Source organism: Candidatus Poribacteria bacterium (assembly GCA_028820845.1).
Taxonomy (GTDB): domain Bacteria; phylum Poribacteria; class WGA-4E; order WGA-4E; family WGA-3G; genus WGA-3G.
In genome coordinates, this window is sequence record JAPPII010000125.1 from 36,045 (window position 1) to 56,112 (window position 20,068).

Genomic DNA, 20,068 nt, shown 5'->3' on the forward strand with positions numbered 1-20,068 from the left:
CGTCAAGTGCTGAAACACTGCCAGCAAGCGCAGTTGATGCTTGAGTTAACTGGTCCGAGAATTTGCTAAGATACATGTTAATCGAATCGCTGGCAGTCGTGGAGTAGTTTGTTAAGCCTTCCTCAATTTCTTCAAAGATGCTCTTTAAACCAGCATCAATCGTTTCAAAGCGTGTTGAAAAATCGTTAAGCAACTGTCGTGATTGCACAAGCGTACTCTGGAGTTGTTGAGTCGTTTCCCGATTTGCCGTGAGGTATTTATCGTTTTCTTCAGTGAATGTTTCACTTACTTCAATCAGTTGCTCACTTGCCTCTTCAAGCCTATTACCGTTTGCGATTAATAAATCAGATAAGGTTTGGGTATTTTTAAGGATGTTTTGGACACCCGTTGCACTCCTGTCCATCTGTTGTAGCATTTCACTGCTCTTTTCAAGTGTTTCCCGAGAATTGGCTATCTGTGCATTGACTTCTTTAATCTGATTTTCCTGTTGTTCCAAGAGCAAACCGACACTCACTTCTCCTGTTGTGAAAATGCTCTCAAGACGGGTGGTACTTTGCTCTATAAGTTGATACATCTGTGTTATCATCGCTTCTGACTTTTCTGTCGTTTGCGATGCGATAGAGGTTATCGCCTTCTGCAGCTCTGCAATTAGGGTCTGAAGTGTCTGAACGCTCTTAGCAGAGGTTTGTTTTATATCCGCCATCTGTTGTGATAACTGCTTATTCGTGTAATTTGCTGCCTCTTCTAATAAGGTTCGTATGTCGTTAGCAATGTGTTGCATTTCTTGATTTATGTTATCGGTTGTTGCGGACAAACCTGTCTGATGTGTATCAATTGCGTTTTGAAATGCTTTTGACATTTCCTCCATCATGCTTTTCATTTGTTTCGTTTGATCATGAGACGTTTCCGATAGCAATTGTCGCGTCTGGTTAACCTGTTCTTGAACCCCTACCATCATGCCAGCCAACTGTTCAGGGAGCGTTATCAAGCTTTCGCTTGCCTTATTAACGGTTTCGGCAAGTGCCTCCATTTGGGCAGTTGCTGATCCTGAAAGGGAACTCTGGAATTCTTCAACCAACTGTTGGATGGCATTGGTGGAGGATTCCTCTTTTTGTCTTTGTAATTCCTGCACAGCTGCATTTAAATTATCGAAACTGGGAGCGAGCTTTTCTGCTATTGCATGACCGAAAGCCTCTGGGACTTTGTGGAGTTCACGAAGAATTTCTTGGTTTCCTTCTATGATGGTCCGCTGAATCTCGTTAGCAGCTATATTCAGTTTATCAAGACGCGGTACCAGCTGATTTGCCATTTGCTGGAGAATTTGTTGACTCTCCTTTACCATCACGGTTTCAATATTACTTGCTGAATTGGTAACAGCACTGTTCAGATTATTTAGACTCGGGGTCAACTGTTCTCCTATAGCATTACTGAACGTTTCAGGGGCATTGCGAAATTCCGCAATAATTTCTTGTCTGCCTTGTGCCATTGCACTTTTAATCTCGTTTGCGAGGTCTGTCGAAAATGCCTTGAGTGCTTGTGTTTGTTGTGTCAGTTCGTCCTCTTGTCGAAACGCTATTTCTTCTTGTGTTGTTAATGTGAATAGTCGATCCAACGTGCGCTGCAACTCTGCAATTTTACTGCTTACCGAACCGATGCCGGATTTTTCTATCCAATTGAATAGAAGTGAGAATAGCATACCCCAAACAGAGGTTACAAATGCCGTGGATACCCCGGATAGGAGAGATTGAATTGCACTGCGGATGTTCTCTGTTTGTTGAAAGTCGATACTTGAAAAGGGCAGCAATCCCCAAACCAGTCCAACAAAGGTTCCCAAAATACCCAATCCGACGAGCAATGCTGGAACACTATTCCAAAATCGGAGGTTCATGTGTTGTCCGAGCAGTCGTTCTTCGCTGAAAAAGAGAGATGCCTCGTCCGTTTTATAGACTATTTTCTCTTGATTTTCTTTGGGTTCTCGCGTAATCAGTGAATTCTGAAACTCATGCCAAACCTCAGCAAGTTCACTATTGCCATTAAACTCGGTTTCGAGACGCGGTAATATTTCCGGTTTAGCAGGTTTTACGTGTTGGTTGACTTTGTTAGTCAAATCGTTAATCAATCGGGATCGGTGCCAGGTTTTCCATAGGAAAATTCCCAAATAGATAAGAAAAAATAACAGGATACCGTAAACAAAAATGTCTGAAATTAGGTTGAAGTCACGTGCTGGCCATGGGAGAATTAGTTTTAAAAAATCGTTCATATAATTTGCTCTATTGGTTACCCGTTAGCGTTTCCTCGTTTTGATCTGCTGTCTGATAGCGGGTTGTTAGAACTGGACGCAGGTTTTCACCGGTTGCTTCTTTTGTTGTGAAAACGATTACCACGTTTGCATCTTGTAAGGCGTGGCAAGTCTGCAATTATTCATTCAGAATCTATCAGAACTCCCCGCCAAGATTGCGGCCTCTCATGGCTCTATCAATTGCTATTTTCCGTGAGAGCCTGTGCAAAGTCGTCAAGCGTCTCTGCAAGAATTGCGGCGCGATGCAATTGGGCAAGCCGATCTAAGTCCTCAATTGTCTCAAGTGTGGGTTTGAAGACAGTCGCTGCGTATGGCTTTAATCGGAGTGTAAGTGCCTCAAGAATGTCTTTCAGGGCGCGTTCTCTGGCACCTTGTTCGATGCCTTGTTGTAGTGCTTCTGCTGCAAAGTGTTCAGCAATAGATGAGCGTTCCATAGTTTCCTCCGATTTCTTAGATGCCGTATCAAAGTTTGCCACTTAAATCCTTTCGTTGGTTCAGTACATTTTTTGTAGGACAAACTATAATATATATAGGCAATTTATGTCCGTTTTTATTCTTGTGCCTCGACTTTGACTTTTATTCTTGTGCCTCGACTTTGACCGGTGGTTGTGTCTGATAACGAATCGTTAAAACTGGACGCAGGTTTTCATCGGTTGCCTCTTTTGAAGAAAAAACGATTGGGACACTACCTTCTTGCAAAGCGAAGAGATACCCGTAGTTGTAATCGGGGTTGGCGACCCAGAAGCGGACCGCATCCGTAAGAAATTCGCTTTTGAATGTATAACGTTTGCCTGCACCTTGAATTTCACATGTGCCGTCAGTCCGGTGCGCGACATCCTCAGAACCGTTATAATCGCTTTCATTGTCCCCGTCTATTCCGGCTAACATCGCCTGCGCGGGGGCTTTGTTCCATGGTAGATTACGGTGCAACGCGCTGTTATAGGTAAGTTCGTTATCCTCTGCGCGTTCGGAGGTGCCTCTGCCCTCCCGCCACGGGAGTAGAACGCGGCGGAAAAGCACCGTCTGTGTAGCGTCTGTCTCATACTGTTGGACGTGTAGACTTATCGTTGCTTCTAAGACCTGTGTCGGTTCTCGGATACCCATATCTTCAAAGGCATCATATAAGTCGAAAGCGGCGAAAAAGACACTGCCTGTTGGATCACATAAGAGGGTCGGTTCTGCACCTGCGTTGTTATTTCGGGTCTTCCGATCTTTATTGACAAGCAGTGTGGTATCTTGTGCGCCGCCAGAGAATGTAACAGCACTGCCTGTGCCGAAGGTTATTTCGTTTTCGGGTGGGAGTGTTAGAACTATGCCTGTTTGTAAATTTGGAAGTGTGAGGCGATACTCTTTACCTACCTCCAACGGCGTGGTGAGGAGTAGGACTCGGTTCAATCGTTGGTCGAGTAAGACATATTCGAGTTGGACATCTGGTGTGATTTGATAATTATTGGGGTCTTCGGCAGACGCTGCTTGCAATTGTCCGTCGAATTGTAACTGAATCGCCGTTTGTGAGAGTGGGACTGCCGCCAACAGTTTTGTGGTCTCGGCTGCATTGGCGGCTAAGATGGAACAAAATAGCAGTGATAGCAATATTAGGAACTTGAATGCTGCGAGAAAATAGGTTTTCAAGGTAAACCTCCGCGATTGTTTATCCTTCTAAGGGACATCTTTTGTGATAAAGACAGCGTTCAAAACATCTCGTTCCTGCTGTCCGGAGGGTTTGTTGATAACGGCATCTTTAACGACGAAAGTGCTGGAGGAACCGCCATCAAGATTGATTGCCTCCGTTGCGCCGAGTTCAATGAGGATACTGGCAAGTTCGTAGAGCGTTAAACCTGTGCTATACTTCGGTTGTCTGCCGTCTGCGACGACCAAAAAGAGTGTATCTGCGTTATAACCGAGTGCTGTTCGCGGTTCGTGGCTGAGATTTAGTACGGGTGTACGTTTGCCCGGTGTATGCCGTTTTTCGGCGTTGTGCATCTCTACGAGTGTCTCATTTATCTCACCCTTTTTGAGGAGTCGGAGTCGTCCGCCTATGGCGTGCCGTACGTGATTCCATTCGGGTGGTGAGAGGGAGAGGGTGAGTGTGCCGTTTGCGCCGGTATTGAACTGAGAGATGCTTTCGTCTCTTAGTCTGGCATTAATCCAGAGAACTGCACCATCTCTGGGAATTAGACTGTTTCCGTCGCGGGAAACGCTTTCGACACGATAGGCGTGTTCGTAGTTCGGTGTCAAAGGGAGCGGAAGTCCACTGAGTATCACCTCTCTGCCGCGGCGACGGTTGGTGCGCGTCGATTCGCCGAGGCGTGGTGTGTAAAGTGTTACCTGACATCCGTCAAGCCGACGTTGATTGATACAGCCGAGCTGCAGCATAAACGTGCCTATTTGAAGGCTGGCGTTCATTTGAACGGAGGAACTTAAGAACTCACCCGATTCAGTTACACCGAAGCATGCCTCGGTGTCGGTCGGTTGTGTAATCAACTCGCCGTCTTGGATGTGAAGGTTCTCCAGGACCCCACCGTAGCCCCGCATATCCCCCAGAACCCCGAAACCGCCGTTGACTGCAACGAGGACGCGCCTATCCCCACGTTGTGTGCGACGGTTCGCCATGGAGCGCACGGTCTCTTTACCTAAGACTTGGGCATTTGCGAGTGCTACCTCAAAGTGCAGTGTTGGCTCATGCCGAGACATCTCAGCGACATAAAGGACACATGTTTCGACATCCCAATCGTAACGGTAGATTTGGATACCGGATGCTATGTCTGGAAATAAGACCTCTTTTTTGCCGTCGGCGTATGTGAGGGTGGTTGTTATCAAGAGGAGACAGATAATAGTGGAAAATCTACGCATTACTCCGGAAAATCTCAACAGCAAAGTAGTTAATCGGTTGTTCAATTGGTGGGTGCAGCTTCTTAACGGTGAGATGGACCTCTTCGATTGCGAATTGCGCTAAGAGTGTCGTTGCAATTTTTTCAGCGAGTGCCTCAATGAGTTGGAAAGACTGTCGTGTACCGATCTCTATGATGCGTGTAACGACTTCTGCGTAGTCAATCGTGTCTGTGAGTGCGTCAGTGCTACCGGCGGTTGCGAGGCTACAGCCCAAGGTCGCATCAATTTCGTAATGGCCACCAACTTGACGCTCCGCTTCGGGAACACCGTGGTGGCCATGAAATCGAATCCCTTTAAGGATAATCTTGTCCATGCCTATTCTTCAGCAATTTCTCCGAAGGTATGGGCAGGGTCAATCAGATCTTTAACCTGTTTTCCAAACCTTCCATCCGTATAGTCAATCGCGCGAATTTTCCAGTCACTGCCATCTTTCTTCAGTGCGGAAATTAGGTCTCCGGCTTGATTACCCCAATTATATGAGCCTCGCAAGACAGCTTCTTTGCCTCGACTGTCAATAGCGATATAGGTAATGTCAACCACCATGTTCCCCCCGCGCAGTCGAAAGATTCCTGCCCATGCTTTCGATACTGCTTTCGCGCCTTCGTTTTTTTCAAAGGTGCCAGCCCAAAATGTCCAAGCGGTGAAAATGTCTTTGCTCTCGCCTGAGAGCCAAACTTTTGTGAGCGTATCCTCGTCCTGGTCGCCATGGGCGGTAGCATATACCGCATAAAGATCACGAATCGCTTGCTCCTCAGCAGCAAAATCAATATCTCTACCTGCAGTCGGCGTTTCTTCCGCGGGTTGAGATGTTGTCGCACTTGGGGTCTCCGTTTCGGTTGATTCAGGCTCGGGGTCGTCTCCACCGCAGGCGATCATGCCGGTGACAAACAGCATGATGATGAAATAACAGATAACTTTCGGTTTCATTAGTTTACCTCCCGCGTTAAGTCCAAAATAGCGAATCACATTCACTCGGTTTCTTTATTCTATCAGAATTTTCAATAAAAATCAACATAAATTTGAATTTGGCTGTCAGCGGTCGGCTATCAACAGTCAGAAGAGAGCACAGTTGGCTGGTTATACCTGTAGGAGAACTGAGTCCTTTGTTGGATCTGCACTAAAGAGTTGTTTTATAAGAGGGTTTGTGTTATACTTTTTCGCATAATGTAGGTGCTGTTGTCCGCTAAATCTCTGTTGAAAGGAAGAACTTATGAACGTTACCGTCAAATACTTTGCCGTGTGCCACGAGATGTTAGATAGATCTGAAGAAGAAATGGAGCTGCCAGAAGGTGCTACCGTCAGAACTATTTTGAAACGGCTTGAGGAAGAGTGGCCCGAAATCGCTGAGTTTTATGAAGTGATGCAGATGTCTGTCAATTGGGAGTATGCCACTGAAAATACGGAGCTGACAGAAGGAGATGAGGTCGCTTTGATTCCACCTGTGACGGGGGGATGTGATGTTTAAGATAACGACCGAAGTTATTACAGGTGCAGAAGTACGTGAGGCAGTAGAGGTACCTGATGCCGGTGCGGTAGTGCTTTTCTTCGGTACAGTGCGTAATAATACGGATGGCAGGGCAGTAAAACATCTCGAATATGAGTCATATCCACCGATGGCAGAAAAAAAGATGGCAGAGATCGCACAAGAGATCTCGGAAAAATGGGGAATCCATCGCGTTGCTATGATTCACCGCGTTGGGAAGTTAGAGATTGGCGAGGTGAGTGTAGCAGTCGCCGTCGCCTCACCCCATCGCAAAGATGGATTTGAAGCCTGCAAATACGCCATGGATCGTCTCAAACAGATTGTCCCTATCTGGAAGCGCGAGGTGTGGGCAGACGGTGAGTCGGAATGGGTAAAACCGGATGCGGTCTTTTTTGATGCACCTGATATGTGCAAAACGCCGTAATAGATGAATAAACTGGAAAACGAAATAATCCTAACTGCAATTAGCGGAATTTCTAAAAAAGGTAACGGGCCTCCGACAGAATTTCATACTCTCTACATTTGTCGATTATTACCTTCCTCTCTTTGCAATTTTCCAGGATGAAGTAATTTTCTTTTAAACGTCCGATCCGGTTAATAGAAATGCTTTTTTGATCAAGCTCTTCAATAAGAATAGTCGGAACAAAATAGAGTTCAAATATGTTATTACCCGTTGGATGAACCCCTATAACAATGTCTGAAGTTGCAGTAGATTGCGTATAAGTCTTAACGTCTGATTTGTATGTCCTATCAACCCCGCCTCTTGCTCCACCAGTAAAGGAAATTGATCGAGTTGCTGTTTTCACCTGCGCTCGGATGATATTTTCGCTGCCATCTGTTTTCTTAAGAACAATGATGATGTCATAGGGCGATAAAGGCAAGTCAACTAACGAAACGTTTTGGTACCGCTTCATCAAAATCCCCGCAGCGATATGCTCATGGGCAAATCCATCTACGGATGCCTGTCTACTTCTTTCTTCTATATTAGCCATGTTTTCGCCTCGGTTCCGTTATTTTTTTAGAACTAAAATCCAATCAGTATTGATGCGTTCCCCCCTGGGGACCTTAATGAAATGTTTGATAATTTCTGAACCGAAGTAAGTTTCAACTTCAAACCCAATATCTTCGGCAATTGGCATGAGATACTTCCAATTTTCAAATAAATGGCCCCGAATGCGATTATTACCAACGACGATAATGTATCTGCTGCCTTCGCGTAGTACTTTGTAAACCTCATTCAGGTTTTTTCGCATATCGTCTAAGTATTTGAAAGCGATGAAGGCGCGTCTCGGATCTGCCTCAAAAATGTTCGCTATGACCTTATCCGCATCCAGCACCCCTATTTCGTGCCGGTGTTTGTAATGGCTGGCTGAAACGCTTTCTGTACCGACATTTTGTTTCTTCAGCGCGGTTAATGAATCCTGTGCAAAGCCTAACCAATACATCTCTAACTGATGCGTTCTCGGATAGTCAACAGCATTGACATAAGGTGGTGAAGTGAGCGCGAGGTCGAAATAATGTGCGCTGTGCTTAATGTTCCGCGCGTCCATATCCTCTGGGAAATCGGTGATAATGCCGTGTGGATAACTTTGGGAGAACGCTATCATTTTTGGCACCTTAGTGAGAACTGCTTTGGCAAACCTATTCAGTGCGTCGTAAGAACGCACCAATTTGTTCAATTTCTTGCGTATCACCGTGCGGGTGCAATTGTCATCGGCGTTGGAAACGGAACGAATGATAGACGAAAGGCAAACTCTGAAGAAGTCTTTGGTAGGATTATCGGTTTCAAGGGACTGAATCTGCTTTCTTAAATAGGTTAACTCTAACAGAATTTCTTTGTTGAACCAGTTATCTCTATAAGGAAAATTTGGTAAGTCACATTCGGAGACAAGCGAGGGACGATAACAGTTAACAGCGTCCAAAAGCGCTTTCTGTGCCGACTTGAGTTCTTTTTCTGTCAAAGCCGTTACTTTCACTTTTGAAATGAAACGCGAAAATGGATCCACATCAATTCCAACAGAGTTTCGCAGTGAGAGGAGTGCCTCAACATTTGTGGTACCGCTGCCTGCAAAGGGATCGAGGATCCAGTCGCCTTTTTGAGAATACCTTTTAATAAGCCAGCGCGGTAACTCAGGGAAAAATTTGGCAGGATATTTATGCAAGCCGTGCGTTAGGAAACTTTGGTCATGACTGATAAAGAGAAATCTATCACCATTTTTTGTTGGTAGATCGACAGGAATGTCTCCCTCCACCCGAATGATGCTTTCGCCAAAGTCGTTTACAATTTTAGTAATGTTGTCCATGTCTTTGTTAGCAATCTTCCCGTCAAAACCTTGTCCTTTAGGCAGCAAAAGCCGACAAGCCGACAATCTCGTTTTCAGCTGCCTAAATCGGTTGTAATCCTCTGCTTTTTGAGTATGCTTATCCGACGCAGAACCGTTCCACGAACCGGTTAAAAATCGAAACGCCTTGTGGGAACTGGTCCAACGCCATCCACTCATCAACGGTGTGTGCTTGTCGAATGCTACCGGGTCCGATAATGACAGTCTCCATGTGCTGGGCGAAAACGGCGGCATCGGTGCTGTAGGCAACGGTTTGAGGGGAGTCTTCTCCCGTGATTTCGAGTGCGGCTTGGATAATCTCCGCATCTGGCGACGTACGGACCGGCGGCGCGTTAATGTACAGATCGAATATTAACCCGTGCCTTTCAGCCGATTCACGCGCCCGATCTATCCATATCTGTGCATCGTCTCCGGGCATTGGGCGGTAGTTAATGCTACAAACACTCAACGGGGAAGTGATATTTGCCGCACACTCGCCGTCGCTAATAGTGATGTTCCAGTCCGTGAAAGGCGGGTTGAATTCGTCGTTGAAATACTGCGTGTCGGATGTCAATTCCTGATAAATATCCCGCATCTCTACGAGAAAGGGAATTAACTTCAGGTTCGCGTTATCGCCTTCACCCGTGCTGCTGTGTGCTGCGCGTCCGTGTGCTGTGACAGTGAACCGAACAGCCCCTTTATGGGCATATACCGCGTGTAGTTCTGTCGGTTCGCCGACGACACCGTATTGTGGGAATCCGTGCTTTTTGAACATCTGCGACTTTTCCGCAACCGCACTTGCCCCGAAGTAGCCTACCTCTTCATCAGCAGTGATGACGACGTAGAGGGGTGCCTTCAACTCAGAAGTAGCGTAGCGCGATGCGACCTCAATCATACAGGAGACGCTGCCTTTCATATCGCAGCTCCCTCTGCCGTACATCTTCCCATCAGCGATCCGTGCCTCAAACGGGTTCATCGCCCAACCGATAGCGGGGACAGTATCTATGTGTCCGAGCAGTGCAAGTCCACGTTCCCCGTTCTCCGGTCCTTTGCGTCCAATCAGATTCACTTTTAGCACACCCGCTGGGTCTTTGTATTCAACCCGTTCCACGTCGCAGTCGATGGATTCTAACGTTTCCGTCAGAAAGTCCATGACTTCAACGTTGCTGAGCGGGCTTACTGTATTGTATCCAATGAGAGTTTTGGTGAGTTCTTTTGCATCCATAGTTAGGGATTTTACAAAAAGTGGAGAAGTTTGTCAATGTTAAAAAAATTCGTAGGTGGTAACAGCGACAGCCGTAATCGCTGCGGTTTCTGTTCGCAAGATATTTCTGCCAAGTGTTACAGGCACGCACCCGTTTTTAATCCCGGCGGTGATCTCTTGGTCAGAGAATCCGCCTTCGGGTCCGACAAAAAGTGCGATGGCGTTTGGGTCGGGTGTCTCTCGCAAGACTGTCTTAATATGTTGTCCCTCTGCGTGAGGGCTGAAGAGAAAACGGAGCGAAAACTTTTCGAGTTGTGAGAGAGAAGTCTCAAACTGCTGTGCTTCGCTTAACTCAGGTAACCAGGCGCGTTTACACTGTTTTGTGGCGGAGATGAGGACGCGGTGCCAACGCTCATATCGGTTTTGGCTCGGTTTTTGTAAGGCGCGTTCCGAGTGGAGGGGTACAATTTGTGTAACACCGAGTTCTGTTGTTTTTTGGAGAATCATCTCCATTTTGTCATTTTTGGGGAGTCCTTGAAACAGTGTGAGAGTTGGCGAGAGCGGTGCCCGGCATTCGTGGGTCTGAATTCGCGCGATGCTTGAAGAACGGTTTGTAGATGTGTCAAGAATCTCCGCGGTGTAGACGTTGCCTTGTCCATCAATAATTCGGATAGTCTCTCCGGACGTTATACGTAGGACATTGCGGAGGTGGTGCTGCTCTGAACCGGTAATAGTAGCAATCTCAGCGTCAATCTGAGAGGGTGGAACATAGAAGGTGTGCATCTGTTATGGTCCCCCTTTATACTATAGAGATTTGGTGCCAACGCGTTAAGCTGCAGCACTACGAAGCTTTTCAATGACTGCCCGCGGTTGTTCACTGCTAAAGATAGCAGTGCCTGCCACGAGGATCGTCGCGCCCTGACGAGTCGCAAGGGGTGCGATTTCTGTAGTTACACCGCCATCGACGGAGATCTCAAGCGGCTGCTCCAGTTTCAGGTTCATTTGATGCAATGCTGCTATTTTCTCAAGGGCATTGTGTTGGAAGGCTTGACCGCCGAATCCGGGTTCAACGCTCATTGGTAGGGCTAAGTCAATATCCGAGAGATACGGTATAACTGTGGAGATCGGTGTTTTTGGCGAAAGTGCGAGTCCACTTTTAAGTCCGTGTGCTTTAATTGCGGCAATTACCATTTCTGGATCGTCTTCACTTTCGATGTGGAAGGTGATTATATCAGCACCTGCTGCAGCAAGTGCGTCGATATAGCGGAGCGGGTGCGTCACCATAATATGGACATCAAAAGCGACCTGTGTTATTTGGCGCACGGCAGCGATGAAGGGCGGGCTGATACCAAAATTCGGAACGAATTCACCGTCCATTACATCGAAATGCAGCAGATCAGCACCAGCGGCGACGATGCGTTTGACCTCTTCACCGAGGCAACTAAAGTCGGCGGCGAGTAGTGAGGGGGCAATCTTAGGTGTAGGAATTTCCGTTCTCCTCAGTTTTTCTTAATTATAAATCACTTCAGGTAATTTTTCACCATTTTCGTAGATAAGCACTCGTGTTTTTCCGAAGACCCGCACCGCTTTTCGTTCCAAATCAATCACTGTGCCCGGTGCATAACGTTGATTTATTTCAGTGCGTTCACCATAATCGTCAATTATAACAATTTTGATATGGCGTGACAAATTGCCTTCCTCACTGACAGTGTGTTTGAAGGGTAGAGGTTTACCAATATTTTCATTTGTTCTTACCCCGCTAATTTCTAAAAGAACAAGGTCATCTGTTTGAACCATCGCGCCGGCTGCGGGTTTATGGGTAATAATTGCCCCTTCCGGGATTGTCGGATGTGAGCTATATTGTGTTTCAATTTTTAGTCCGACCCCTTCGAGTGTAGACACGACATCGTTAGCGAGTTGGCTTTGGAAATTCGGGAGTTGTATGGATTGTGGGGTCGGACCGCGGCTCACGAGAAGATTGACTGAACTTCCGCGCCGTTGACCTCCACCTTCCGGTGGTGTCTGCGCAATGACGGTGCCTTGCACATAATTTTCAGAATGGACAGACGATACCCGATTTGGGCGAAATCCAGCAGATGTAAGTGCATCAAAAGCCGCCTCCTGTGATTTACCAATGACAGACGGGACAGGCGTTAATTCCACACCAATACTCACTGTGATATGGACGGGTTGGTAGTACTTGATTCTAAAATTGGCTTGCGGATTTTGTGCAACGATTTCACCCTTAGGCGCATCACTACTCGCTTCTTGGATGGTTTTTGCAGGTTGGAGGCCGGCATCGTCAAGGATACGGATGGCTTCATAGTAGGTTTTGCCGGTGATATTGGGGACAAGCACCTCCTCAGTCCGAATCCATTTTGGGATAATAATGAAGACAATCAACAAACCTACTATACCAAGCAGAATTAAGAGATAGAGAAAGACTTTGAATGTAGCGAATAGAGTATTATTAAGGCTATTCATTGTTGTATGTGTTCCAAGAATCGCTCGCCTGTTCGGAGTTGGTACCCGTTGATAAAATCGCGTGCTTCCATCGTTTTTTTCGTTGCTGGCTGGATTTGCAGGAGTTGGAGTGTTCCTTCTGTTGTGGCGACAAATAGTTTTTGTCTATCTACGATTTCAAGGGTTCCCGGTGGTAAAGCAGATACTTGTGTCTCTGGTTGGCAATCAACGATCTTAAGCCGAAGATTCTCGCGGAAGAAAGTATACGCACCTGGCCAGATGGCTGTCCCTCTCACAAGATTGTGGATTGCGACTGCTGGTTGATTCCAGTTAATGTGTCCAGTTTCCTTTGTCAGCCGCGGGGCATGTGTTGCCGCCGCGTCGTTCTGCGGCGTTGCTGGAGGTGGCGCGTTCTTCAGCATCTTTGATAGCACCTGAACAAGTTGTTTCGCACCAAGCGTGGCTAACTGTTCAGTCAGCGTTAAAGCCGTATCCCCATCTCTGATTGGAATTCGTTCAGCGCAGATAATATCGCCAGTATCTTCACCCGCATCCAGTAACATAAGCGTCACACCCGTTTCGCTTTCTCCATTGATTAATGCCCACTGGATCGGTGCAGCACCACGGTACTTCGGGAGGAGAGAAGGATGTAGGTTGATGGTTCCACATGGCGGGATGTCCAAGACTGTCTGTGGCAAAAGTTGACCGAAAGCGGCGACAACAATTACATCCGGCGCGAGGTCCTTAAGCGTACGCACGAAGTTCAGTTTCCTCGCCCGTTCAGGTTGATAGATAGGGAGTTTGTGTTCTGTTGCGACGACTTTGACGGGTGATGAATTGAGTCGTTTTCCGCGCCCGCTTGGTCGGTCGGGTTGTGTGGCAACACCGATAAGTTCAAAATCGCCTGAAATGAGTGCTCTGAGTGCTGGAACAGCAAATTCGCTGGTCCCCATAAAGAGAATGCGCATTTTATAGTTGTGCAGTTTTTCGACAGATTAACCGAATTCAAAAACGAATTTGAAGGAGCGGTATAGCGAGACCGGCAGCCGGTTCGCTTGCCCATCTGTTCAGTCCCTTGTTCATTGATTCGTGTAGAGACCTATTTCTGTATTTTGCTGCATAAGGCGTGGTGTTTGATAGGCGAGCGATTGGGCCTTCAGTAGGTTCTTCCTCTTCGGGGGGTTCAGGCGGTGTTCGCTCAGGGATACGCGGGGCAGAACGGTCTACTTTGCGGGTATGTAACCAATCCCATAATCCGATAAACAGAGATAAAGAGACGGCACCAGCACCGATGATCCGATAGTCCGCAGGGGATAACTCAGGTGCGAATTGATTTTCAGTGTACATTTTTATACCACGAACGATGGCGTAACTGTGAACAGCGACGAACGGCAGTGAACTTAAAGTGATAATCTCAAAGCGGCGCAACGCGCTTTCACTATAGTCCTCTGGATGCTCTTCTTGCGTCTTCTGATCTGGAGGGGGTTGAAATTGTGCCGTTGCCTCGGATGCCAAAAAAAGGGCGATTAAGCTGAGCGCGAGTAACTGAATGATGAATTTATACATACGTTAGGTCCCTGATAAAAGTGGTATTTGATTTCTTAATAAGCTCACGAGCCTGTTTCTGCGACTCCAGAAAGTCAACTTTGATAGGTCTCATTACGATTGCGGAAGAGATAAACGATTAGCATACCCGCTCCGATGCAAACTGAGACATCGGCAATGTTGAAGGTTGGCCAAAACAGTCCCTTGCTTGCTATGCCGAATTGAAGGAAGTCAACGACTTCACCCAAACGGATACGATCAATGAAGTTTCCAATGGCGCCTCCAAGCAGAAAACCGAGCGAGATTTGCATCCAACGGCTCTCCTTAAATCGTAGATAGTACGCGAAGATAAAGACTAAGGCGGCAAGGGTAATCAAAATAAGTAAGATTCTGTGTCCAGCAAGCACACCGAAAGCCGCGCCAGTATTTCTATCGTGCCGCAAATTAAAGAAGCCAGGGATAATCGGAATTACCTCTGTAATCTGAGTGATATGCATTTGCACGAGCCATTTGCTGGTCCAATCAAGTATTAGCATCGGTATTGCTACGCTGATTAACGGGATAGCGGTCTGCCAGCTAAATTTTTTACCCTTCTGTATTGTGGGCATTTCTAAGTGCCTCCCATTCCGCTTTTGCATCATTTTTCTTCGTCTGGGAAGCCCGCAGACTTTGCCGAATTGCAGGCGACACTGAATGCCAGTTCTTTTGAAAAATGCTATGGTTATCGGTTTTGTTATCTACAGAAATCAATCGATAGAAATGTTCTGCCAAAAAGGGTGTCAGAGGTGCGAAATGTTGAAGCAACGCGATGCTGATTTGTGTGAGTGCCTCGTATGCTGCGTGAGGTGGTGTGGCATCGCGGGATTCGATAGCGTGCACATAGAAACTGAGATCTTGTGCACAAAAATCGGTTAACATTTTCCAGGTTTCATGAAACTGCCCATTTTCGTAAATCTGTCTTATGTCTTGCAGAAGTTGTGCGGTAACGTTTACCGCAAGCGCATCAATAGTTAAATTTTTATCAGCGGTTGAGCTGTCAGTACTATTTATATTCAGTTCTGTGGGCGCGCTCGGAAGGTGAGCGTGACTGGCATCATCTTTGTTGCTATTTCGATTTTTGGTGTTGTGTCCTTCACTTGGGAGCGAACCGTGGAGTAGGACGCTGATGTGTTCAAACAAGGTTTGTAGTTGTTGATATTCCATTAGAAGGTCTTCGGCAACTTTCTCAAGTCGTTGCTGGGTAATTTGCTGTGTACTGAGATTAGGTGTTATAGCAACGAGGCGCGAAACATCCGCTGGATATTTGTTTAGGAAAGTGTCGTCGATTTCAATTTCGCTGCCAATTTTAGGCATTATGTTAAGTTTTAGTTGCTTAAAAGGTTGACTTTCTTTAATTGGACGACTTCTGGTAAGTGCAGCGGAAATAACGCTGATCTCGGCTAACCATTTTATCCACTCAGCATCACTCGTGCTTGGTTGTGGAACAAACATGACGCTTGTGGAACCACCGAGTGCTTTCTTGAAATCAGAGTTATCAATAGTTTGGAGTAAATTTGCGAAATGTCCGTCAATCAGTGTAGCTTCTTTGCGGAATTCGCTTGAGTCACAGTTCGAGCAGTGTGTATCGGTAGGTAGGAGTTCCTCAACACTTAATCGGAACCAAGATTCGAAGCCGCGCTGAATGGAATTCCGAATGGCACTCAGTGTGTTTTTATCCGTGAGCGGTTCGTCACACTGGTCACAGAGAAGGATTGGTAACGGCATTCCCCATTGACGTTGTGCGGAAACCTGTAAGTCTCTGAAATTTGAGACAGCCTTTCGGACATCAGCAATGTTTTTGTGCTCAGTATTCGCATAATTGTCCCAATGGTCTTGCGCGTTGAGGAGTTGGAAAGTGGCGTGGTTGTTGGAAACGGAAAATACCCATTTTGAACATGGGCGAAAGACTGCTAATTCTTCGCAGCGTGGGCAGTGAAGTTCACGCCGTTCTTCGTTATAGGTCTTCAGCAGGTATCCAAATCTTTCCAATTGAGGGATAATGAATTTTTCTGCATCAAATAAATACAAGCCACACAGTTGCCCGGCTTCTTCTGTGAGTCTTCCTGTTTCATCGAAAATGGGTGTAGAGGCTATATTTAGTTCTTGAGCGAGGTCGTAGCTGAGTTGATCGTGGGCAGGATTTAGCGGCAGAACACCAGATTTTAAAAACGGTGTTGGTTGTGAGTTAGACAGTTTTTCAGGGAGAGGTTGCGGAACGAGTGTGATATTTAACGCTTTTGATGGAAAGAGTGGATGTGCTACGGTGTACTGTGTGAGCTCAACGGCTTTGATTTCTTTAACACGCTTGGGTCGCTGCTGTCCTTTGGCAAGACGCCGACAAAAATTTTTCAACTGTGGTTCAGCAAAGAGCAGAAATTCATCTGCGAATTGCGTAAGCCAATAGGTAGTGTTCTCGTTAATCCCGAGTTCCGTAGTCCATGCTATTTCTCGGAGATATGGCAGTTGCACTGCAAAAAAGACGTTGGTACCAAATGCCTCCAACCCCACATTAAATGGAAATTTTACATAGCCGTTCAATGCTTTTGTTGGCATCTGTATGAGATTTGCTTCGTTCAGCGGGATTGTGCATTTGGGACACCACGGACTCAGTTGGGGTAGATCGTGGAGGTAGTCAGAATCTCGTAAGCGGCTAATAAGGGCAATGAGTCTTGCCTCTTGCCGCGATTCAAGCGTCTTTTGTGAAGTATCCCAATCAGCAAAGATACCAAGTTGATAGAATTTCTGTTTTTGGATTTCTAATTCCTGTTTGTGCCGGGCACGACACCTTTTGCGGAGGACAGAGAGTTTGAGCGGAGATTTCGATTTTGCTGCTGCGATGACCTGTTCTTCAATCCAGAGCGGATAGGTCTCCCATGCCGGGACGTATGTGACCTGATGCCCCTGCATTAACTCAGCCTTGAGAAAGATGTCCTGACAAATCTTCCTACAAAGCGTTTCAAGGGTTAGCAGATGGACCGGTGTAGGCATCTCGCGTAGGACATAAGCTTGGGTTTCAGAACTGTGGTGCGTCTGCCGCGTCTTGACGCTTGCCGTGTTCGTCTTTTTGTTCACTACGGCATGAATATTGGCATTTGCCCAAGTATCCAAAATCACTTTCTCTCGTGTTTGGTCGGTTAGCAAATCGTTTTCTGGTCCCTTGCTTGCTTTGCCCTGTTTACGTGTCGCGCTTTTTGCGGCGGAATTTCCCTGTTTCATATTTTTCGTATGCTTGTCCCTGAAGCACTTACAGTTTTGGCGAATCGACTTCTGGTGAGGTCCCGTTTATTATGCAGATTGCATTTCAGTTTTTAACGACATCAAGCGGATTGCGCCCTCCGTCTGTTTATGGTTAGAACAGCCCTCTCAAGATCATTAGCAGAAAAATTAGGATAAAAGGCGAAATATCGATACCGAGATTTCGAGTCCTGGGTCCAAGTGCTCTACGAATCGGGGTCAAAGCTGGATCTACGATACGACTTGTCCACCAATAGATTTGCCTGATAGTTGAATTTTGCGTGCCGTAAACAAACCAAGAAAGAATGGCATTTCCTATAACGATGAATACATAAATTTCAATCAATTGGTGAAGAACCCAAGCCAGTAGATCCATAATTTTTTTCCTATATTTCCCAATCTTATGTGCTACCCAATTCTTTCGCGCGTTCAGTTGCGGCGAGAATCGCTTCGGTGAGCGTAGCCCTCAAGCCTCCTTTTTCCAAAGCGTGCAGTCCAGCAGCTGTTGTGCCACCGGGGGTCGTGACGCGGTTCTTGAGAGTCGCAGGATGTTCCTGCGTTTCGGCTAACATCGTTGCTGCTCCTAATACGGTGTGTGTTGCCAGTTTTTGGGCATCCGTCCGAGGTAAACCGACATGAACACCGGCATCAGCTAATGCTTCGATAAAGAGTGCAACATAGGCAGGTCCACTGCCACTCACACCTGTGACGGCATCAAGATGACGCTCATCCATCACTAAGGAGGTACCACAGGCGTTGAAAATCTTTTGTGCTATTGTGAGATGCGTCTCGTTCGCTGCGCTGCCTGTCGTTAGCACCGATATTGCTGCCCCTACCGAAGCCGCGATATTTGGCATTACCCGAATAACAGCTGGGGGTGTGTCAAAATAGGATTCAAGTGTTGTTGTTGTCACACCTGCAGCGATGCTAATAAGCGATTGCGATATTGATAAGTTGCGCGCAACCTGTGGGAGAATGTGAGGGATAGCTGCGGGTGGCACCGCACAGAGAATCACGTCCGCCTTTTCCATGAGTGTGTCAATATCCGCTGTGCTGTTAGTGCTTTTTTCTTCACAGAGCTGCTTGACAAGTGTGGTATCCAGATCCGTAACCCATACGTGTCTGGCAGGGAATACCGTTCCAGCAATACTTCGGACGATAATGCCTCCCATCTTTCCAATGCCTATTACACCTAATTGAAGATTTTTAATTATTCCTTGCGGTTCGTTCAGGTAGGTTTCGCTCATGACGTACCTTTCCGTGGACCTGGAACCTCGAAGATCGCTCTACCGATTCTAACGAGATTCGCGCCTTCTTCAATAGCAACCTCAAAGTCGTTTGTCATTCCCATTGAGAGATGCCGCATAGTAACTCCAGGAAACTTTTGTGCTTCTATTTTTTCAGCAAGTAATCGAAGTAAAGCGAACGCTGGACGGTTTACTTCGGGTGAAGGACTTAGTTTCCCCATTGTCATCAATCCAGCGATATGGACTGTTGGATATGCCTGTGCCTCTTCCATGAATCCAAGTAAATCGTCAGCATCTAAACCATACTTACTTGTCTCACCCGTTGTGTTTATCTGGATTAAAACATCTGTCTGTTGTGCACGTTCTTCGGATCGGCGTGCTATCTCTGTCAAGAGTCGTAAACTGTCGACTGAGTGAATCAGCGAGAACATACTGAGTGCCGTTTTGACTTTATTTCTTTGCAAGTGTCCAATGAGATGCCACCGACATGTTTTGTGAGTAGGGACAGGACTTGCGGTGCTAACAAATGAGTTTGCTAATGTATACTTCTGCTGAGCTTCCTGCACTCGGTTTTCACCGATGTCTGTAACACCTGCAGCAAAAACTGTCTGCATCTCTGGAACTGAGCGCCCTTTTGTAACGACAACAAGCCCTATTGAATCTGGTGTCCGATTGCTCCGCGCTGCAGCGTCGGCGATACGTTGGTTGATGCTGGAAAGGTTATCAACAATCGGATTCAATTGGCATACCTCTCGTGTGATGCTGTAGATCCCTATTTAATTCCAACATTGGTTCAATTACGATGAAGAGGATGTTTCAGGCACTGGATTGTCTGTCAATTGTGTATCGTAATTATCTTCTATTTGTTTGTCTGCTTTTATCGGTTTATTTGTAAAAAAGAGTATACCTATAACTGCTACTAAGACGGCTATGCTAACAATACCGACCCCGACTGCTATACTATATGTCGCCTCCGTATAAACCTGTGTGACTTGGACCGCACTCGCGTTTTTAGACAAAACCTCTTGATACTTGAGAGGATGGTAACCGCCTTGTATGATAAAAACAGAACCGATGATACCTATTACAATTGATAACGCCGTGAAGAAGACACGCATTTTCAACTTCCTCTGGGATGTACGAAGGTGCTATTTTAACAGCGATCTTAAGAGGTTAGGATAATATACGTAACATGTTGGGTCTTGAGGAGAATAACGTTCTGAATTGTCGTGAAGTTACGTCTACAGGCAGTGCTTGGAATGCTCTACCTCCATTCCTAATGTCTCTATACTGATATTTCTCAAAAGAGTGTTTGATTCAATAGTTATGGGTGTTCCTATG

Annotated in this window: 22 protein-coding genes; 2 read left to right on the plus strand and 20 right to left on the minus strand. The window is 46.4% G+C overall.

What is annotated here, in order from left to right; translation table 11 throughout:
* The 6 genes from zorA to OXN25_24930 all read right to left on the minus strand — a co-directional run.
* On the minus strand, window positions 1–2,260 hold a 2,260-nt coding region (gene zorA / locus OXN25_24905), incomplete at its 3' end, for an anti-phage ZorAB system protein ZorA (protein ID MDE0428108.1).
* 215 nt (window positions 2,261–2,475) lie between these two features.
* On the minus strand, window positions 2,476–2,733 hold the full coding sequence (locus OXN25_24910; protein MDE0428109.1) for a hypothetical protein: 258 nt from the start codon (window positions 2,731–2,733) through the stop codon (window positions 2,476–2,478).
* Between the two features lie 142 nt (window positions 2,734–2,875).
* Complete coding sequence (locus OXN25_24915; GenBank protein ID MDE0428110.1) at window positions 2,876–3,931, minus strand: hypothetical protein; 1,056 nt, start codon at window positions 3,929–3,931, stop codon at window positions 2,876–2,878.
* 27 nt (window positions 3,932–3,958) lie between these two features.
* Window positions 3,959–5,152, minus strand: coding sequence for a phosphodiester glycosidase family protein (locus OXN25_24920; GenBank protein ID MDE0428111.1), 1,194 nt, complete (start codon window positions 5,150–5,152; stop codon window positions 3,959–3,961).
* A complete protein-coding gene (gene folB / locus OXN25_24925; protein MDE0428112.1) occupies window positions 5,145–5,504 on the minus strand; it encodes a dihydroneopterin aldolase in 360 nt (119 codons plus the stop codon). The genes OXN25_24920 and folB overlap by 8 nt, the downstream gene beginning before the upstream one ends.
* A gap of 2 nt (window positions 5,505–5,506) precedes the next feature.
* Window positions 5,507–6,118: a hypothetical protein gene (locus OXN25_24930; protein ID MDE0428113.1), complete on the minus strand. Its 612-nt coding sequence runs from the start codon at window positions 6,116–6,118 to the stop codon at window positions 5,507–5,509.
* A gap of 283 nt (window positions 6,119–6,401) precedes the next feature.
* Here OXN25_24930 and moaD point away from each other — a divergent pair, with 283 nt between their 5' ends.
* Together moaD and OXN25_24940 are read left to right on the plus strand one after the other, a co-directional pair.
* Entirely contained in the window at window positions 6,402–6,656 is a 255-nt protein-coding gene (gene moaD / locus OXN25_24935) for a molybdopterin converting factor subunit 1 (GenBank protein MDE0428114.1), read from the plus strand.
* The gene (locus OXN25_24940) at window positions 6,649–7,098 is read left to right on the plus strand and encodes a molybdenum cofactor biosynthesis protein MoaE (GenBank protein MDE0428115.1); all 450 of its coding nucleotides are present in this window, start codon (window positions 6,649–6,651) and stop codon (window positions 7,096–7,098) included. Before moaD ends, OXN25_24940 begins: the two co-directional genes overlap by 8 nt.
* Window positions 7,099–7,150: 52 nt before the next feature.
* Here OXN25_24940 and OXN25_24945 read toward each other — a convergent pair whose 3' ends face one another.
* The 14 genes from OXN25_24945 to OXN25_25010 all read right to left on the minus strand — a co-directional run bounded on the left by OXN25_24945 (window position 7,151) and on the right by OXN25_25010 (window position 19,845).
* On the minus strand, window positions 7,151–7,666 hold the full coding sequence (locus OXN25_24945) for a hypothetical protein (protein ID MDE0428116.1): 516 nt from the start codon (window positions 7,664–7,666) through the stop codon (window positions 7,151–7,153).
* Window positions 7,667–7,684: 18 nt separating this feature from the next.
* Window positions 7,685–9,175 carry a DNA methyltransferase gene (locus OXN25_24950; protein MDE0428117.1) on the minus strand — a complete coding sequence of 497 codons (1,491 nt, stop codon included), beginning with the start codon at window positions 9,173–9,175 and terminating at the stop codon, window positions 7,685–7,687.
* Entirely contained in the window at window positions 9,096–10,220 is a 1,125-nt protein-coding gene (locus OXN25_24955) for a M20 family metallopeptidase (GenBank protein ID MDE0428118.1), read from the minus strand. The genes OXN25_24950 and OXN25_24955 overlap by 80 nt, the downstream gene beginning before the upstream one ends.
* Before the next feature lie 39 nt (window positions 10,221–10,259).
* Window positions 10,260–10,982 carry an RsmE family RNA methyltransferase gene (locus OXN25_24960; GenBank protein ID MDE0428119.1) on the minus strand — a complete coding sequence of 241 codons (723 nt, stop codon included), beginning with the start codon at window positions 10,980–10,982 and terminating at the stop codon, window positions 10,260–10,262.
* Window positions 10,983–11,027: 45 nt separating this feature from the next.
* Complete coding sequence (rpe, locus tag OXN25_24965; protein ID MDE0428120.1) at window positions 11,028–11,687, minus strand: ribulose-phosphate 3-epimerase; 660 nt, start codon at window positions 11,685–11,687, stop codon at window positions 11,028–11,030.
* 21 nt (window positions 11,688–11,708) lie between these two features.
* On the minus strand, window positions 11,709–12,683 hold the full coding sequence (locus OXN25_24970; GenBank protein ID MDE0428121.1) for a PASTA domain-containing protein: 975 nt from the start codon (window positions 12,681–12,683) through the stop codon (window positions 11,709–11,711).
* Window positions 12,680–13,630 (minus strand): methionyl-tRNA formyltransferase, encoded by a 951-nt coding sequence (fmt, locus tag OXN25_24975; GenBank protein MDE0428122.1) that lies wholly within the window; start codon window positions 13,628–13,630, stop codon window positions 12,680–12,682. The genes OXN25_24970 and fmt overlap by 4 nt, the downstream gene beginning before the upstream one ends.
* 37 nt (window positions 13,631–13,667) lie before the next feature.
* Window positions 13,668–14,228 (minus strand): hypothetical protein, encoded by a 561-nt coding sequence (locus OXN25_24980; GenBank protein MDE0428123.1) that lies wholly within the window; start codon window positions 14,226–14,228, stop codon window positions 13,668–13,670.
* Window positions 14,229–14,302: 74 nt separating this feature from the next.
* Window positions 14,303–14,815 carry a signal peptidase II gene (gene lspA / locus OXN25_24985; protein ID MDE0428124.1) on the minus strand — a complete coding sequence of 171 codons (513 nt, stop codon included), beginning with the start codon at window positions 14,813–14,815 and terminating at the stop codon, window positions 14,303–14,305.
* Window positions 14,793–17,462 carry a class I tRNA ligase family protein gene (locus OXN25_24990; GenBank protein MDE0428125.1) on the minus strand — a complete coding sequence of 890 codons (2,670 nt, stop codon included), beginning with the start codon at window positions 17,460–17,462 and terminating at the stop codon, window positions 14,793–14,795. The genes lspA and OXN25_24990 overlap by 23 nt, the downstream gene beginning before the upstream one ends.
* A 133-nt stretch (window positions 17,463–17,595) precedes the next feature.
* Window positions 17,596–17,856, minus strand: coding sequence for a YggT family protein (locus tag OXN25_24995; GenBank protein ID MDE0428126.1), 261 nt, complete (start codon window positions 17,854–17,856; stop codon window positions 17,596–17,598).
* 25 nt (window positions 17,857–17,881) lie between these two features.
* On the minus strand, window positions 17,882–18,727 hold the full coding sequence (gene proC, locus OXN25_25000; GenBank protein MDE0428127.1) for a pyrroline-5-carboxylate reductase: 846 nt from the start codon (window positions 18,725–18,727) through the stop codon (window positions 17,882–17,884).
* The gene (locus tag OXN25_25005; GenBank protein MDE0428128.1) at window positions 18,724–19,467 is read right to left on the minus strand and encodes a YggS family pyridoxal phosphate-dependent enzyme; all 744 of its coding nucleotides are present in this window, start codon (window positions 19,465–19,467) and stop codon (window positions 18,724–18,726) included. Before OXN25_25005 ends, proC begins: the two co-directional genes overlap by 4 nt.
* 57 nt (window positions 19,468–19,524) lie before the next feature.
* Window positions 19,525–19,845, minus strand: a complete 321-nt coding sequence (locus tag OXN25_25010) for a hypothetical protein (GenBank protein ID MDE0428129.1) — start codon at window positions 19,843–19,845, stop codon at window positions 19,525–19,527.
* Between the last annotated feature and the right edge of the window lie 223 nt (window positions 19,846–20,068).